Source organism: Streptomyces pacificus, assembly GCF_011766325.1.
GTDB lineage: Bacteria > Actinomycetota > Actinomycetes > Streptomycetales > Streptomycetaceae > Streptomyces > Streptomyces pacificus.
The window spans coordinates 1-16,291 of sequence record NZ_BLLG01000001.1 but is presented as its reverse complement, the minus strand read 5'-3'; the positions used below and the strand labels follow the sequence as shown (position 1 = coordinate 16,291).

The following is a 16,291-nucleotide window of genomic DNA, read 5'->3' as shown; positions in this document are numbered from 1 at the left end:
CGGCTGCCGTCGCTGCCGGTCGCTGCCGGGGGCGATCCGGCCGTCGGTATCGATGTCGGTGCCGCACTCTAGGGTGCGGAGCATGAACACCGCGCCGCCCGCCGTTGCCGAACTGTCCGCCGACGAGGCCCGTCGAATCGCCCTGCGTGCCCAGGGATTCCTCGGCGCCCCCGACCGCAGGGGCGGCGTGCGGGGAGTACTGCGCCACCTCGGCGCCGTGCAGCTGGACACGATCTCCGTACTGGCGCGCTCGCACGAGCTGATCCCCTATGCCCGGCTGGGGGCGGTCGGCCGCAAGGCGGTCGAGAGCGCCTACTGGAGCGAGGGGCACGCCTTCGAGTACTGGTCCCACGCGGCCTGCATACTCCCCGTCGAGGAATGGCCCCACTTCGCCTTCCGCCGCCGTGCCTACCGGGCGCGTCCGCAGTGGTTCCACGACCTGCCGGACGGGGCGTACGAGAGGGTGCTCGGCCGGTTGCGCGCCGAGGGTCCGCTGACCGCCACCGAGCTGGGCGGGGCGAAGAACGGCGGCGCCTGGTGGGACTGGTCGGAGACCAAGGTCGCCGTCGAGCGGGCGCTGACGTACGGCGAGGTGGTGTGCACACAGCGGCGCGGCTGGAAGCGCGTGTACGACCTCGCCGAGCGCGCCATCCCCGACGCCGTGCGCCATGACGACCTGGACGACCGGGAGTGCCTGCGCCGGCTGGTGCGGCTCGCCGGGCAGTCGCTGGGCGTGGGCACCCGGGCGGACATCGCGGACTACCACCGGCTGAAGGGCGGGCAGTTCGACGCCGTGGTCGAGGACTCCGGACTGGTGCCGGTGCGCGTCGAGGGCTGGGAGAAGCCGGCGTGGGCCGATCCCGATGCGCTCGGGACGGAGCCGCGCGGCCGGCACCGGACGACGCTGCTGTCGCCGTTCGACTCACTGATCTGGGAGCGGGACAGGACCGAGCGGATCTTCGGCTTCAGGCATCGCCTGGAGGTGTATGTGCCCAGGCCCAAGCGCGTGTACGGCTATTTCGCGATGCCGCTGCTGTCCGGTGGGCGCCTGCTGGGCCGGGTCGACCCCGCGCGGGAGGGTACTTCCCTGGTCGCCAGGCAGGTCTCCCTTCAGACGCCGAAGGCGGTCGGACCGATGGCTCAGGCGCTGCTGGAGGCGGCGCGTTGGGTCGGCTGCGACACGGTTCGCGTGGAGCGGGTCGACCGTCCGGAGCTCGCGGCGCCGCTGATCGCCGCACTCCGCTGAACCGGCACGGTCAGCGGATCTCGAGGATCTTCTCGCGCATGGCATAGACCACCGCTTCCATCCTGGAGTGCAACTGAAGCTTCTCCAGGATGTTGCGGACGTGGTTCTTCACCGTGTTCTCGGAGATGAACAACTCCTTGGCGATGTCACGGTTGTTCATGCCGGTAGCCACCAGCTTGAGGACCTCCAGCTCACGGTCGGTCAACCGGGGCGCGGGCACCAGGCGGCGCTCGTCGGTGCGCTGGATCATCGACTTGAACTCGGTGAGCAGTTTGGACGCCATCGAGGGGCTGATCTGCGACTGCCCGTCGGCCACCGCGCGGATCGCGGTCGCCACCTCGTCGGTGGAGATCTCCTTGAGAAGGTATCCGGTGGCTCCGGCCTTGATCGCCTCGTAGAGGTCCGCCTCCTCGTCGCTGATCGTCAGCATGATGATCTTCGCGCTCGGGGCGACCTCCTTGATGGAGGTGCACGCCTCGATGCCCCCGCGCCTCGGCATGCGCACATCCATCAGGACGATGTCGGGCAGCAGATCCGCCGCCTTGTCGACGGCTTCGGCGCCGTCCCCGGCCTCACCGACGACCTGGATGTCCTCCTCCTGGGCGAGGACGATCTCCAGCCCCCGGCGGAAGAGTGCGTGGTCGTCCACGACGAGTACCCGGATCGGCTCCTCGCGCCGCCCGTCCCGGGTGCCCTCCTCACCGCCGGTGGCCCGGGTGTCTCCCGCCCGGTGCACCGGGCCGAAGCTGTCCGCCATCGTTCCTCCCCCTGAGGCCGTGGCCTGCGTTGGTCGGTGTTCCGCCAACCGCGGTCCACAGCACACCGGTTGGCTCGAGTCGCCATGATTCCATGCCGGCACGACGGCAGGGGCGATCTTGCGACGGCACAGGGACGCCCCTGGGCGCGCACAGGCGCTCCCAGGGGCACCGCGTCATGACGGGGTCAGCCGCCGAGCGCACCACCGGCGCCACTCGACTCGCCTCCGGCGAGGGGATCGGTCCTCAGGTGGATGACGCCGTAGTCGTAGGCGTGCCGCCGGTAGACGACACTGGGCTCCTTGGTCTCGGAGTCGACGAACAGATAGAAGTCGTGCCCGACCAGCTCCATCTCGTAGAGCGCCTGGTCAAGCGTCATCGGAGCGGCGACGTGGGTCTTCTCCCGGACCACCAGGGGCCCTTCGCCCCGCACCTCGAGCGGGCCCATCCGGGTCGTGGGCACGGCTTCCGGCGACTCCTCGGTGACGGGCTCACCGTTCCCGTTCAACTGGGCCACGCCCGGCACCACGTCGGCGACCTCCGCTGCCGACAGCCGCCCGTTGCCCCTGCGCGTGTGCCGCTTGTCGTGCTGCTTGCGCAGCCGGGCCTCCAGCTTCGCCGTGGCCAGGTCGAGCGCTGCGTACGGGTCGCCTGCCGCCGCCTCCGCCCGGATCACCGGGCCGCGTGAGAGAAGCGTGATCTCCACGCGGTCGGAACGGTCGGCCTGCCGCGGGTTGTGCTCCTTGGACACCTCGACGTCGAGGCTGATCACCTTGCCGTCGAGCTTCTGGATCTTGTCCAGCTTCAGCTTCTCGGCCACGTGCTTGCGGAACCGCTCGGGCACCTCGGTCTTGCGGCCCTTGACGACGATGTCCACGCAGAACTCCGTTCCCGGATCACTCCGCCTCTTCACTTGCGGAGCATCTCCCTTTTGCACCAGGCCCCGATGAGAACCGGAGCCTCCGACTTGGCGACTTTCACCTCCTCCTCCCCCATGGGCAAGATCGCCACCCCATCGATGTCAAAGATCTGGATTGCCTCAGGAACACCTGACCGCAACACGGCCATGTATTCGACGAAGGAGAGCGTTCACCGGCCCTCACCCCCGAACATAGCTCGCCGGGCCCCCTGTCGGCACCCGCTACCAGCGCGTACGTCCATTCGTCGCCCTCCCTCTCTTACTGGTTGCAACGTGGAAGCGACCCTGTCAGTTCCGGCCTGCGCCCCGGCCGCGTCCTGCCTGCGTCCGGCTGGTCTCCGACCGGTGGAAGGCGGCTGTCCGGCCGGTCTCCCACGGCATCGGCGGCACGGCGACCACGGCAGCACACAGCCGGGTGGGTTCGCAGACCCTCCCGACCTGTCCGATCTGCCCGGGGAATGCGGCACGCAGTGCCCTCGCCGCTTCGGCCAACGAGGCTCCCGTGGTCATCACATCGTCCACCAGTACCGTTCTCCCGGCGTCGAGAGACCGCCCGGCCCACGGGACCACCTCCAGTGCCCCGGCCATGTTGTCCAGCCGCTCCCGGGCCGTGAGTCCCGATTGGTCGGCCACCCGCCGGCCGTGGCGCAGCGCCGGGACCGCTCTGGCGTATGTCCCCGCGCGCCGCAGCGCCAGGGCGGCCGCGGCAGCGGTCCGCAGTACCGGGTCGTGCCCGCGCGCGCGTACCGACCGCCGCGAGGACGGCACCGGTACGAGCAGCAGCGGTTCCCGTGCCCCTCCTCCGTGCAGCGACACGGCACCGGCGGCCCCCGCGAGCGCCGCACCCAGCGGACGGGCGAGAGCCAGCGCGCCCCGCTCCTTGTGGGCGAGCAGCACGGACCGGACCGCCCCCTCGTACCGCGCCGCCGCGTACACCACGGGAAGATCCGCGGGCTCGGGACACGGCCGCACCCGCGCCGGCCGGCCCGCCAGCTCTGCCGCACAGTGCTCGCACAGCGGCGTACGGGGCAGTCCGCAGCCCGCGCACACCGGGGGGAGTACCAGCCCCGAGATCTCGCCCCACCACCACCTCATGGCCACCACTGTGCCCGGCCGGGGAGGACACGGGCAGAGGCTGTGGACAACCCGGAGCAACCTGTGGAGATCCCGGCATGGGACGCATCCGCACCACGTCGCCGGCGGTCGCCACCAGGCGTCCGCCGCCGGCCGGCACCGTCGGCACGCTGACCGGCGCCATCCGGACGCGATCCACGCCGATCGGCGCCCATGGACACCGGCCCATTCCGTTCGGCATGGACCGGCATGGCGGCATGGACGGGCATGGGCGGGCATGGGCGGGCATGGGCGGGCGCGGACGGGCATGGACCGCCATGGGCGGACATGGACGGGCATGGACCGATAGACCGGTTGACGCAGGTCGGCACCTTCCGGCAGTGGGCGCAGGAAGTCCCTCAGCCCGGATAGACCGGCCACGTCCCCTTCTCGACCATCGTCTGCCAGTTCGCGTTCGGCATCAGCCGCACCAGCCCGTCGTCCGACACCGCGACCAGAAGCTGCTCCTCGTCCTCCGTGGCGGCCACCGCCGCCACCTTGTTCAGGCCGGGAAGCCCACCTGCCGGTGTGAGGGAGCCGTCCGTCTGGACATAGCGCACCTGCTGCACTCCGCCCGTCTCCTTGCCGACCACCACGAGACGGCTCGGTCCTGCCCAGGACAGGGCACTCACCGACTCCAGACGCGGCGCGGCCGCCCGCAGCTCCACCACGGACACGGTCGTCGTGCCGTCGGCGTCCGTGTGCCGCTCGACCCGCCCGACCTGCAGGGTGCTCCTGCCGTCCTGGGACAGGAGCAGCGCCATGCGCACCCCGTCGGCGGAGACCCGCAGCGACTCGATCCGCGCACCGTCGAGCCCCTCGACCTCGACCGGCCGCGCCGGGCCCTTGCCGCCGTCGAAGCGCAGCAACCGGGGACCGGCCGGGTCGCGGTCCGCGACCCACAGGTCGTTCCCGTCCCAGCTCGGTGCCGAGAAGCGGTCCGTGGGCCGGATGGCGTTGCTCCGCGCCAGCGGCGCGGCCAGCAGCTCGTCCGAGACGATCGAGGCGGCGTACAGGGACCTGCCGTCCTGCGAGACAGCCGCTGCCCGGTGCAGATCCCGTGCCACCGCCACCGTGTCGATCTTCAACTGGCCGTCACCGAACGGACCGCGGACCTCGGTCTCGTCGACGGTCTTCGGCTTCGTCGCCACCACGGCCATCCGGTGGTCGCTGTCGACGAAGTACACGTGGGAACCGGGCGACAGCCGCTCCAGGGCGTAGGCGTCCGCCTGATCGGCGGTGAGTACGCACAGGGGGGAGCCGTCGGCCCGCTGGAGCTTGACCTGCTCGACACGGGGCGCCGACAGTTCGCGCAGGGTGAGCAGCAGCTGCGTCGCCGTCCGCTTGCACAGCGTGCCACCGACGTTCGACGCCTCGTCGTTGAGCGGCACCCTCAGCTCACCCTGGTCGTCGGGTGTCAGGCTCGTGGTCCCCTTCCGCAGCCCCGCGCCCGCGGGAAGCGGCGAGTCCACCACCGGCGCCAGCCAGCGGGCGGGGCCCTCGAAGAGCGCCGAGACCGCCTGGGCGACGGGATCCATCCCCGTCATCGGGTCCTGCCGCTGCCGGATGTACACCGGATCCGCGACCACCGTGTTCTGCCCCGACACCCAGTAGTACTTGTTGACGGACAGATGGTTGCGCAGGAAGTCGCTCTCGCCGAGCACGAGCCCCTGGGGTGCCGCGTCGATGCGCCACTCCCTGTCCTTGCCGTCCCCCGTGCTCTCCCGGACCAGCCGAAGCGCCCCGTCGTACTGCGCGGGCGCGACCGATTCGTACGCGTGCCGGTCTACCGTCGCGATCAGCTCGCCGGACAGCGCGTAGGTCAGCTCGTCTGCCTCCTCAAGGCCGGACGGGGCCGAGGACTCGGGGGCCTCGGTCAGCACGGTCGTGAGCGACTCGGGCCGCCATGTGCCGGTCCACTGCTTCGTGAGGTACTTCCTGGCCGTCGCATAGCTCGGATCGTCACTGGTCATGGCCTCCAGGAAACCGTCGACGATCTCCTGCGGCCCGGCCCCGTCCCGCGGCGGGACGGCGTACACCCGCACCTGCGAGTCCGCGCCCTTGGTCGCCCTCACCTGCTCCACATCGCCGCTGTCCGGCATCGACGCGCACCCGGCAAGCACGAATCCGGCGCAGACGAGCAGCGCCACCACCCGAGCGGCGCGTCCGTGTCCGCACCGACGCCCCTCAGCGCCCACCACTGGTGTCCTCCCGTCGTGAAACCGGTCCCGGGACGGATGACTCCGCCGCCCCGCCCTCCCCCTGCCGCTGCGGCACCGGGCGGGCCACCACACGCGCGCCGCTGCCGGGGAGCGCCGCCGGGTCCACCGCCGCCGACGGCGCGGTGTGCGGCGGTACCGCGGACCGGGCGGGAATGGCCAGGCCCGGCCGCTGCGCACCGGTCTGCGACGGCACCGCCGCCAGCCGCAGCGCACGGTCGTTCGCCTCGTCGGCTGCGGCGCACTCGCGCGCCCGCCGGGAGTCCTCGGGCTCCAGGGGTATCGGCGATCCCCGCAGCGGCTCGTCCGCGGTGCGCGGCAGGGTCAGCCGGAACTGCGAGCCGCCGCCCGGCTCTCCCCACGCCTGCAGCCAACCGCCGTGCAGTCGTGCGTCCTCCACCGCGATGGACAGGCCGAGCCCCGTGCCGCCCGTGGTCCGCGCCCGCGCCGGATCGGCCCGCCAGAAGCGGTTGAACACCCGGGTCGCCTCGCCCGGCTTCAGCCCGACTCCGTAGTCGCGCACGGCCACGGCGACCGCTCCGCCCGCGGACGCCATCCGCACCACCACGTCACGGCCCTCACCGTGCTCCACCGCGTTCACCACGAGGTTGCGCAGCACCCGCTCGATCCGCCGGGCGTCGGCCTCGGCCACCACCGGCTGCTCGTCACCCACGACCCGGATCCGGCTGCCCTTGCGCTCCGCCAGCGGCTCGGCGCCGCCGATCACCCGGTGCACCACCTCGCGCAGGTCTATCGCCTCCGCCTCGAGAGCCGCCGCGCCCGCGTCGAACCTGCTGATCTCCAGCAGATCGGCCAGCAGCGACTCGAACCGGTCCAGCTGGTCGGCAAGCAGCTCCGCGGATCGTGCCGTCGCGGGATCGAAGTCACTGCGTGCCTCGTGGATGAGATCCGCCGCCATCCGCACCGTCGTCAGCGGTGTGCGCAGCTCGTGCGACACGTCGGAGACGAACCGGCGCTGCATCCGCGACAGCTCCTCGAGCTGCTGGATCTTGTGCTGCAGGTTCTGCGCCATCTTGTTGAACGCCTCGCCGAGCCGGGCGATGTCGTCCTCACCGGTGACCTTCATCCGTTCCTGGAGCCGGCCCGCGGACAGGCGCTCGGCGATGCCCGCCGCCATCCGGACGGGTGTGACGACCTGCCGCACCACCAGCCACGCGATGGCCCCGAGGAGAACGACGACGAACAGCCCCGCCGTCGCCAGCGTGCCCTTGACCAGGCTCAGCGACTCCTCTTCCTGTGTCAGCGGGAAGAAGTAGTACAGCTCGTACGAGTAGCCCGCGACATCGCTGAGCCGCTTGCCGACGACCAGTCCGGCCTCGGGCTCCTTGGAGACCGAGTACTTGATCTTGACGTAGGTCTGGAACGTGCCCGTCCCCTGCGCGACCGCGTTGCGCAGCGCCTGGGGAACGCTCGTCACATCCACGTCCCCGGACGCCCGCGGGGCCCGGCTCATCCCCGCATCGTCGGAGTCCGGGCTCAGCGCCACCACGTGGTACGCGCCCTGTCCACCGCTGGCGAGCTGCTTCACCAGTTCGGACCGCCAGTTCACCGAGCCGCGGCTGGGCCTGCCGTCCGTGGCGTCACCCTCCTGGCCGTCGAGGGCGGACACCCCGCTCGCCTTCTCCTGCGCGGCGGCGAAACCTCCCGCGGCCTGGCTGAGAGCGGCCTGCTCCTTGGCGTCAAGCAGACCGTTGCGGACCTGGCCGATGACGACGAGACCGAGCAGCAGCACCACTCCCAGTGACATCAGCAGCGTGGTGGCGACCACGCGCAGCTGGATGTTGCGCCGCCACAGCCGTACGGCCGGCAGCAGCGGGCGCCTGGTCCAGCGCACGACGAGCCGGAGCACCGGCCCGCCCGGCGCCCCTTCCGGCAGCAGTCGACCGCCAGGGAGCAGGTCACCCAGACGTGAGGACCCATGCCCCTGCCCGGCAGCCCGCCCCGTACGGACTCCCGGCCCCCCGGGTTTCGGAGCAGCGCTGCCCGCGGTCATGTCAGTTCGGTCCGGCCTTGTAACCGACTCCGCGGACGGTCACGACGATCTCCGGCCGCTCCGGATCCTTCTCGACCTTGGAACGCAGCCGCTGCACATGCACATTCACCAGACGCGTGTCCGCCGCGTGCCGGTAGCCCCACACCTGCTCGAGCAGCACCTCGCGGGTGAACACCTGCCACGGCTTGCGGGCGAGCGCCACCAGCAGATCGAACTCCAGCGGAGTGAGTGCGATCGACCGGCCGTCGCGCTTCACCGAGTGCCCGGCCACGTCGATGACCAGGTCCCCGATGGCGAGCTGCTCGGGCGCGGGCTCCTCGGACCTCCGCAGCCGCGCCCGGATCCGGGCCACCAGCTCCTTGGGCTTGAACGGCTTCACGATGTAGTCGTCCGCGCCGGACTCCAGCCCGACCACCACATCGACGGTGTCGCTCTTGGCCGTGAGCATCACGATCGGCACACCCGACTCCGCCCGGATGAGCCGGCACACCTCGATGCCGTCCCTGCCGGGCAGCATGAGATCCAGCAGCACCAGGTCCGGTTTGCTCTCCCGGAAAGCGGCGAGCGCCTTGTCGCCGTCCGCTACGAACGACGGCTCGAACCCTTCACCACGGAGCACGATGCCGAGCATCTCGGCCAGTGCGGTGTCGTCGTCGACGACAAGAACGCGTCCCTTCATAATCGACATCATCCCATTAGCTCATCGTTACCTGGCGTGACCTGGCACACAGCTCGGCGATCCCGGTCCCGGTGACCGGGCAGACGACCCCCTCTTCCGTGACGACGGCGGTCACGAGTTCCGGCGGCGTCACATCGAAAGCAGGGTTGTGGGCCCGGGTGCCCACCGGCGCGACCAGCGCCGCCGCGACACCGGAGGCGGCCTCTGGCACCCGGGGCAACCTCCCGGTGGTGCCGCTCACCGCCGCCGGCGGGAACGGTGCCGACAGCTCCGTCACCTCCTGTCCCGGCCGCTGCTCCACCTCGATCGACGCGCCGTCGCGCGTCGCCGGGTCCACGGTCGTGGTCGGCGCCACCACGATGAACGGCACATGGTGGTACCGGGCGAGCACGGCGAGCGGATAGCTGCCCACCTTGTTCGCCACCGAGCCGTCCGCCGCGATCCGGTCGGCGCCGACCAGCACTGCGTCGACCTGACCCGACGCGAACAGGGATCCGGCGGCGTTGTCGGTGAGCAGGGTGTGCGCCATCCCGCTCCGGGCCGCCTCGTACGCGGTCAGCCGCGCGCCCTGCAGCAGCGGCCGGGTCTCGTCCACCCACAGATGGCGCAGCCGGCCCACCCGGTGCGCGGCAAGCGCCACGGCGAACGCGGTCCCCTCCCCGCCCGAGACCAGCCGCCCGGTGTTGCAGTGCGTAAGGATGCGGTGACTTCCCCCGGGCAGCAACTCGTCGAGCAGCGCGAGCCCGTGCCGGGCCATCCGCTCGCTCGCCTCGGCGTCCTCGCGGTGCAGCCGACGCGCCTCGGCGAGCACGGCGGCTGCCGCCTGCCGCACGTCAGCGCCCCTGCCGACCGCAGCCCCGTACGCCTGCGCGGCCCGCCGGGCGCCGTACCCCAGGTTCACGGCGGTGGGCCGCGCTCCCTCCAGCAAAGACGCCGCCTCGGCGACGTCGTAACCGCGCGCCGCGGCCAGCGCGACCCCGTACGCCCCGGCGATCCCGAGCAGTGGCGCACCGCGCACGGCGAGCGTCCGGATCGCGTCGACCAGTGCGGGAACGTCGGTGCACACCAGCTCAGCCTCTTCGGCGGGCAGTCTGCGCTGGTCCAGCAGCACCACCACCGGGCCTTCCGGGGGCTCCTCCCAGCGGAGCGGGCCGGGTCCAGGGGGCTGTTCGCCTTCGGAGTCTCGTGCGTACTGATCAGCCATCCGACCAGTCTGCCCGCTGGCGCCCGGACAATGAAGGCGTGCACGAGATCCACCGCCCGGCCCACCGCCGGCCGGCGCGTGGCACGATGACAGCCGGCCCCCCGCCCTGACATGCGGACAGGCCCCCCGACCCAGCCGGCTCGCCGAGCCGGCCACACCACACATCCACGAGGTGGACGACCGTGAACGACACTCCGGGCTGGGCCCCGCCCGGGTCCTCCCCGTCCGATGACCGGGGTACCGCAGCGACCGGTCCGGCCGACTCTCCCGATACGCCCTCGAGGTGGTCGAAAGAGCAGCCGCCCGCGGGCCGGTGGGCGCCGCCCACCGGCCCGGGCGGCGGCGCTGTGCCTCCGCAGGCCGGCGGACCGGACTGGGGCAGCGGACCCCGGCCCGGCGGCTGGGGCCGGCCGCCCGCGGCGAAACCCGGAGTGATCCCGCTGCGCCCGCTCGGAGTCGGCGAGATCCTCGACGGGGCGGTGTCGACACTGCGCGCCCACTGGCGCACCGTCCTGGGCATCACGGTCACCGTCTCGGTCATCACCCAGATCTGCGACATCCTCATCCAGCGCTATCTCGCCCCGCAACCGCCCGAGCTGGACCCGAATGCCTCTCCCGAAGAGGTGCTCAGCCAGCTGGGGGATCAGCTCAACGCGACGCTCGTGAGCTCGGCGCCTGCCATGGCGATCACTCTGATCGCCACGCTGCTCACCACCGCGCTGCTGACCATGGTCATCAGCCGCTCGGTGCTTGGCCGCGAGGTCACGCTGTCCGACGTGTGGCGCGAGGCCAGGCCGCGGCTGCCCCAGCTCCTCGGCCTCACCCTGCTGCTGTTGCTGATCGCCATGGCGGTACTCGTGGTGGGTCTGCTGCCCGGGCTGCTCCTCGGCGCTGCTCTCGGCACCGCTGCCGGCGCCGCCCTCGCCTTCCTCGGCGGGACCGCCGGCCTGGTCGTCACCGTCTGGCTGATGATCCGGTTCGCCCTTGCCTCGCCCGCGCTCATGCTGGAGCGTCAGGGCGTCATCCAGTCGATGCGGCGCTCGGCGAAGCTGGTACGGGGAGCCTGGTGGCGGGTCTTCGGCATCCTGCTGCTCACGATGCTGCTGATCTTCATCGTCTCGCTGATCATCGCGATCCCCTTCGGACTGATCGCCTTCGCCGTCGACGGCGGGGGGCTCAGCGGGATGCTCTCCGGGGGGACGCCCGAGTTCGGCTGGCCGTTCCTGATCGTCACCGGCATCGGAGCGGTGATCGCTTCGGCCGTCACCTATCCCATCTCGGCGGGTGTCACCGTGCTCCTCTACGTGGACCAGCGCATCCGCCGCGAGGCTCTCGATCTTGAACTGGCCAGGGCGGCGGGTGCCGCGGGCCACGGCGCGGCACCGGGCGACGATACCCCCAGGAGCTGATGCGGTGTCCTTCCCGGGGGGACCGACGGGGGCGTGGCTGACGATCCACGCCGGCGACGAGGTGCCCGTGGACCTCTCTCGCGTCCCGGCGAGAGAGGCGGCCGAGCGCGAGCTGTCGAAGCCGATGTACCACGAGAACGACCCCAACCTGCTCGAACGCGCCCTGGACCGCTTCTGGGAGTGGCTGAGCGGCGTGCTCGACTCAGCGGCAGGAGCCTCGCCCGGCGGCCCACTCGGGCTCGTCGTGATCGCCCTGGTCGTCGTGGCGCTGATCGCCGGACTGTGGTGGCGGCTGGGGACACCGAACCGCGCCGCCGCGGTCGGGGGCGCGCTCTTCCACCACCGCACCCTCAGCGCCGCCGAGCACCGTGCGGCGGCGGAGGCCGCCGCCGCCACCGGACGCTGGAACCAGGCGGTCCAGGAACGCATGCGCGCCATCGTCCGCTCTCTGGAGGAGCGCGCCCTGCTCGAGCCCCGCCCCGGCCGCACCGCCGACGAAGCCGCCGGGGAGGCCGGAGTCCCCATGCCCGGCCACGCCGAGGCGCTCTGTGCGGCCGCCCGCACCTTCGACGACGTCACATACGGCGGGCGTACCGCCGACCGGCAGGCGTACGCCCGCCTGCGGGACCTCGACGTCGAACTGGTGCGCACCAGGCCCGATCCGACCACCACGGAGCGGGGAGCCCCCACATGACCGGAGTCGTGTCCGGCACCACGGCGATGTCCCCCACCTCCCGCCAGATCTGGACCCGCAGCCGGGGCATCCTGCTTGTGCTCGTGATCCTCGTCGTGGCCGGCTTCGTCATCGCGGTCATCCGCTCCGGCGGTGGACTCGGCCGGCTCGACCCCCGATCCACCGACCCGGCCGGCAGCCGCGCCGTCGCCGCACTCCTCAAGGAGCGAGGCGTCACCACCCGCGTGGTGACCACCCTCGACGAGGCCACCAGCGCCACCGGCCGCGACACCACCCTGCTGGTCGCCGGACCGAATGCACTGACCGACCGTCAGCAGGAGATTCTGCGCGCCGCCATGGTCGCCTCCGGCGGCCGTACCGTCCTCGTCGCCCCGGGTGGGAACTCCGTGAGCGCCCTCGCACCCGGGGCCGCGGCCGACACGGCCGTCCCGGTCTCCGCCGTCGAGCCGCAGTGCACCTTCCCGGCGGCCCGGCGCGCCGGGAGCGCCGACCTCGGCGGCAGGCGCTACACCGCGGAGCGCACCAGCGGCGGCGACTCGTGCTACCTCGTCGGCGGTCTGCCCGCACTCCTCCGGATCGACGAGCCGGGGACGGGCGACACGGTCCTCCTCGGCGCCCCGGACATCCTGTACAACGAACGCCTCGGCGACCACGGCAACGCGTCGCTCGCCCTCCAACTCCTCGGTTCCCGCGCACATCTGGTCTGGTACCTGCCTTCTCTGTCCGATGGATCGACTACCGGCGGCCGCGGAGAGGGGGAGACCGGAATCGGCCGGCTCATCCCCCCGGGATGGCTCTGGGGCACCCTCCAGCTCACCGTTGCCGCCGTACTCGCCGCCGTCTGGCGCGGCCGTCGGCTGGGACCACTCGTCAGCGAACGCCTGCCCGTGGCGGTTCGCGCTTCCGAGTCGAGCGAGGGACGCGCCCGCCTCTACCGCAAGGCGAACGCCCGCGACAGCGCCGCCTCGGCCCTCCGCCAGGCCACACGCTCCCGGCTCGGCCCTCTTCTGGGAGTGACCTCCGCGGACGCCCACTCTCCCGAAAGCCTCCTCCCGGCCGTCTCGGCGCATCTACCCGGCGGCGACCACGATCTCCGGACTCTGCTCTTCGGACCGGCCCCTGCCGACGACGCCGCGCTGATCCGTCTGGCCGACCAACTGGACGCCCTAGAAAGACAGGTACGCACTCCATGACCGCTCCGACCCCCGAGTCCGCCGAGTCCGCCGAGTCCGCCGAGAACTCTGACGGCGCACGCGCCTCTCTGGAGACCGTGCGCAGCGAGATCGCGAAGGCCGTGGTGGGCCAGGACTCCGCAGTCACCGGACTTGTCGTAGCCCTGCTCTGCCGGGGCCATGTCCTGCTCGAGGGAGTCCCCGGCGTGGCCAAGACCCTGCTGGTGAGGGCTCTTGCCGCGTCCCTCGAACTGGACACCAAGCGAGTCCAGTTCACCCCTGATCTCATGCCCAGCGACGTCACCGGCTCTTTGGTCTACGATGCCCGGACCGCGGAGTTCTCCTTCCAGCAGGGCCCCGTCTTCACCAATCTCCTGCTCGCCGACGAGATCAACAGAACGCCTCCGAAGACCCAGTCGTCCCTTCTTGAGGCCATGGAAGAGCGCCAGGTCACCGTCGACGGCATGCCTCGCTCTCTTCCCGATCCGTTCCTGGTCGCCGCGACTCAGAACCCGGTCGAGTACGAGGGCACCTATCCCCTGCCTGAGGCACAGCTCGACCGCTTTCTGCTCAAGCTGACCGTGTCGCTGCCGTCTCGCGAAGACGAAATCAACGTCCTCGCCAGACATGCCGAAGGCTTCGACCCGCGCGACCTTCGGGCCGCCGGCCTCCGCCCCGTCGCCACGACAACCGACCTGGAAGCCGCCCGTGCGGCCGTGGCCGGCACCTCGGTCTCCGGCGAGATCGCGGGCTACGTCGTCGATATCTGCCGTGCCACCCGTGACTCCCCCTCACTCACTCTCGGTGTCTCTCCTCGAGGCGCCACCGCGCTACTCTCCGCCGCGCGGGCCTGGGCTTGGCTGACCGGCCGTGATTACGTCATCCCCGATGATGTGAAGGCCCTTGCTCTGCCTACTCTCCGCCACCGCATCCGGCTGCGGCCCGAGGCCGAAATGGAGGGTGTCACCGCCGACTCCGTCATCTCCGCCGTCCTCGCCCACGTCCCCGTCCCCCGCTGAGGCAGGACGCCATGGCTCTCACCGGACGAGCTGCGCTCATCGCAGCACTCGGCTCCCTCCCCGTCGGACTCCTCGCCCCCAGCTGGACGGGGATCCTTGCCGTCAATGCATCACTCTCAGTAGCAATTGTGTGCGACTACGCCCTCGCCGCACCAGTCCGAACCCTCCGGTTCACCCGAAGCGGTGACACTTCGGTTCGGCTCGGGGAGAGCGCGGAAGTACAGCTCACGGTCATCAATGCGTCCTCCCGGAGGCTGCGTGCCCGCCTACGGGACGCCTGGCCCCCGAGCAGTTGGCCGTCCGGGGCGGAGCAGGCCGGTTCACGGCACACGGTGGCGGTTTCGGCGGGCGAGCGCCGACTGCTGACGACGGTTCTCCACCCCACCCGCCGCGGTGAGCGGCGCGCGGAGCTCGTCACGGTCCGCTCCTACGGGCCCCTGGGCCTCGCAGCCCGGCAGGGAAACCACCGGGTTCCCTGGACGGTCCGCGTGCTGCCGCCCTTCACGAGCCGCAGGCATCTGCCGTCCCGGCTGGCCCGACTACGTGAACTCGACGGCAGGACGAGCCTCCTGACCCGCGGGGAAGGCACCGAGTTCGACAGCCTCCGAGACTACGTTCCGGGGGACGACACCCGCTCCATCGACTGGCGCGCCACCGCCCGCCGGACCGCGGTCGCGGTGCGCACCTGGAGGCCGGAACGGGACCGTCACATCCTGATCGTGCTGGACACCGGCCGCACCTCCGCCGGCCGAGTGGGGGACGTCCCCCGTCTCGACGCCGCCATGGACACCGCTCTTCTCCTCGCAGCGCTGGCCTCCCGCGCGGGCGACCGTGTGGATCTCCTGGCCTACGACCGCCGAGTACGCGCTCGGGTCCAGGGCAGGGCCGCCGGGGAGATCCTGCCGGCCATGGTCGACGCGATGGCACCCCTCGAACCGGAACTGGTGGAGACAGACGCCCGCGGCCTGAGTGCGGCAACGCTCAAGCATGCGCCCCGACGCGCCCTCGTCGTGCTGCTGACCAGCCTGGACGCCGTCCCGGTCGAAGAGGGCCTGCTGCCTGTGCTGCCACAGCTCACCCGGCGTCATCCGGTGGTGGTCGCCTCGGTAGCGGACCCTCAGATCGAGACTATGGCCGGCGGACGTGGCAGCCTGGACTCGGTGTACGGAGCAGCTGCCGGCGCGCAGGCACAGCTCCAGCGAGGCCGTACGGCGGAACAACTCCGGCGCCACGGCGTCACCGTCGTGGACAGCCTGCCGGAGAACCTCGCCCCGGCTGTGGCGGACGCCTATCTGGCGCTCAAGGCCAATGGTCGTCTGTGACCGTGGGCCGGTTCGTGCGGGATCCGCCCCGGTCAGCCGATAAAGCACCCCACCGCACACCGAACCCGACCTGCCTCCGCAAGCCGCAGAAACCGCGCCGCACCACAGACAGTTCAGTGCACTGCACCAAGAAGAACCACCCCTAAAACGCGGAAAAGCCCCGGATCAGCAGATCCAGGGCTTCCCCACAACAATCGTTCGGCGGTGTCCTACTCTCCCACAGGGTCCCCCCTGCAGTACCATCGGCGCTGAAAGGCTTAGCTTCCGGGTTCGGAATGTAACCGGGCGTTTCCCTCACGCTATGACCACCGAAACTCTATGAAAATATCGAACCAGCCGACCAGCACCCCACCACGAACGGCGGTATACGGTCTCGGCATGTTCGTTACTTCAGAACAAACACAGTGGACGCGAGCAACTGAGGACAAGCCCTCGGCCTATTAGTACCGGTCAACTCCACCAGTCACCTGGCTTCCATATCCGGCCTATCAACCCAGTCGTCTACTGGGAGCCTTACCCCATCAAG

At 71.2% G+C, this 16,291-nt stretch carries 13 protein-coding genes and 2 rRNA genes; 6 read left to right on the top strand and 9 right to left on the bottom strand.

Going from position 1 to position 16,291, the window contains the following annotated elements; genetic code table 11:
• Positions 1–82 precede the first annotated feature (82 nt).
• On the top strand, positions 83–1,246 hold the full coding sequence (locus tag SCWH03_RS00075) for a winged helix-turn-helix domain-containing protein (protein ID WP_173260307.1): 1,164 nt from the start codon (positions 83–85) through the stop codon (positions 1,244–1,246).
• Positions 1,247–1,256: 10 nt separating this feature from the next.
• Here SCWH03_RS00075 and SCWH03_RS00070 read toward each other — a convergent pair whose 3' ends face one another.
• The 7 genes from SCWH03_RS00070 to mtnA form a co-directional block, all read right to left on the bottom strand.
• Entirely contained in the window at positions 1,257–2,003 is a 747-nt protein-coding gene (locus tag SCWH03_RS00070; RefSeq protein ID WP_173260305.1) for a response regulator, read from the bottom strand.
• Positions 2,004–2,188: 185 nt separating this feature from the next.
• Entirely contained in the window at positions 2,189–2,878 is a 690-nt protein-coding gene (gene hpf, locus SCWH03_RS00065; RefSeq protein WP_173261313.1) for a ribosome hibernation-promoting factor, HPF/YfiA family, read from the bottom strand.
• A 330-nt stretch (positions 2,879–3,208) separates the two neighbouring features.
• A complete protein-coding gene (locus SCWH03_RS00060; RefSeq protein ID WP_254076464.1) occupies positions 3,209–4,015 on the bottom strand; it encodes a ComF family protein in 807 nt (268 codons plus the stop codon).
• A 377-nt stretch (positions 4,016–4,392) separates the two neighbouring features.
• Positions 4,393–6,231 carry an LpqB family beta-propeller domain-containing protein gene (locus SCWH03_RS00055; RefSeq protein ID WP_173260303.1) on the bottom strand — a complete coding sequence of 613 codons (1,839 nt, stop codon included), beginning with the start codon at positions 6,229–6,231 and terminating at the stop codon, positions 4,393–4,395.
• Entirely contained in the window at positions 6,221–8,266 is a 2,046-nt protein-coding gene (gene mtrB / locus SCWH03_RS00050) for an MtrAB system histidine kinase MtrB (protein WP_173260301.1), read from the bottom strand. The genes SCWH03_RS00055 and mtrB overlap by 11 nt, the downstream gene beginning before the upstream one ends.
• Position 8,267: 1 nt before the next feature.
• Positions 8,268–8,957 (bottom strand): two-component system response regulator MtrA, encoded by a 690-nt coding sequence (mtrA, locus tag SCWH03_RS00045; protein WP_216854697.1) that lies wholly within the window; start codon positions 8,955–8,957, stop codon positions 8,268–8,270.
• Positions 8,958–8,961: 4 nt separating this feature from the next.
• Positions 8,962–10,149, bottom strand: a complete 1,188-nt coding sequence (gene mtnA, locus SCWH03_RS00040; protein ID WP_173260297.1) for an S-methyl-5-thioribose-1-phosphate isomerase — start codon at positions 10,147–10,149, stop codon at positions 8,962–8,964.
• 182 nt (positions 10,150–10,331) lie between these two features.
• Here mtnA and SCWH03_RS00035 point away from each other — a divergent pair, with 182 nt between their 5' ends.
• Genes SCWH03_RS00035 through SCWH03_RS00015 form a run of 5 tightly spaced genes read left to right on the top strand, consistent with a single transcriptional unit; the run spans position 10,332 to position 15,765 of the window.
• Positions 10,332–11,558: a DUF7847 domain-containing protein gene (locus SCWH03_RS00035; RefSeq protein WP_173260295.1), complete on the top strand. Its 1,227-nt coding sequence runs from the start codon at positions 10,332–10,334 to the stop codon at positions 11,556–11,558.
• Positions 11,559–11,562: 4 nt separating this feature from the next.
• Entirely contained in the window at positions 11,563–12,252 is a 690-nt protein-coding gene (locus SCWH03_RS00030) for a DUF4129 domain-containing protein (protein ID WP_173260293.1), read from the top strand.
• Complete coding sequence (locus tag SCWH03_RS00025) at positions 12,249–13,445, top strand: DUF4350 domain-containing protein (protein WP_173260291.1); 1,197 nt, start codon at positions 12,249–12,251, stop codon at positions 13,443–13,445. Before SCWH03_RS00030 ends, SCWH03_RS00025 begins: the two co-directional genes overlap by 4 nt.
• On the top strand, positions 13,442–14,443 hold the full coding sequence (locus SCWH03_RS00020) for an AAA family ATPase (protein WP_173260289.1): 1,002 nt from the start codon (positions 13,442–13,444) through the stop codon (positions 14,441–14,443). The genes SCWH03_RS00025 and SCWH03_RS00020 overlap by 4 nt, the downstream gene beginning before the upstream one ends.
• A gap of 11 nt (positions 14,444–14,454) precedes the next feature.
• Positions 14,455–15,765: a DUF58 domain-containing protein gene (locus SCWH03_RS00015; RefSeq protein ID WP_173260287.1), complete on the top strand. Its 1,311-nt coding sequence runs from the start codon at positions 14,455–14,457 to the stop codon at positions 15,763–15,765.
• 196 nt (positions 15,766–15,961) lie between these two features.
• Here SCWH03_RS00015 and rrf read toward each other — a convergent pair.
• Both rrf and SCWH03_RS00005 read right to left on the bottom strand, forming a co-directional pair.
• Positions 15,962–16,078: ribosomal RNA gene (gene rrf / locus SCWH03_RS00010) — 5S ribosomal RNA — on the bottom strand.
• 107 nt (positions 16,079–16,185) lie between these two features.
• A 23S ribosomal RNA gene (locus SCWH03_RS00005) occupies positions 16,186–16,291 on the bottom strand; the annotation flags it as partial.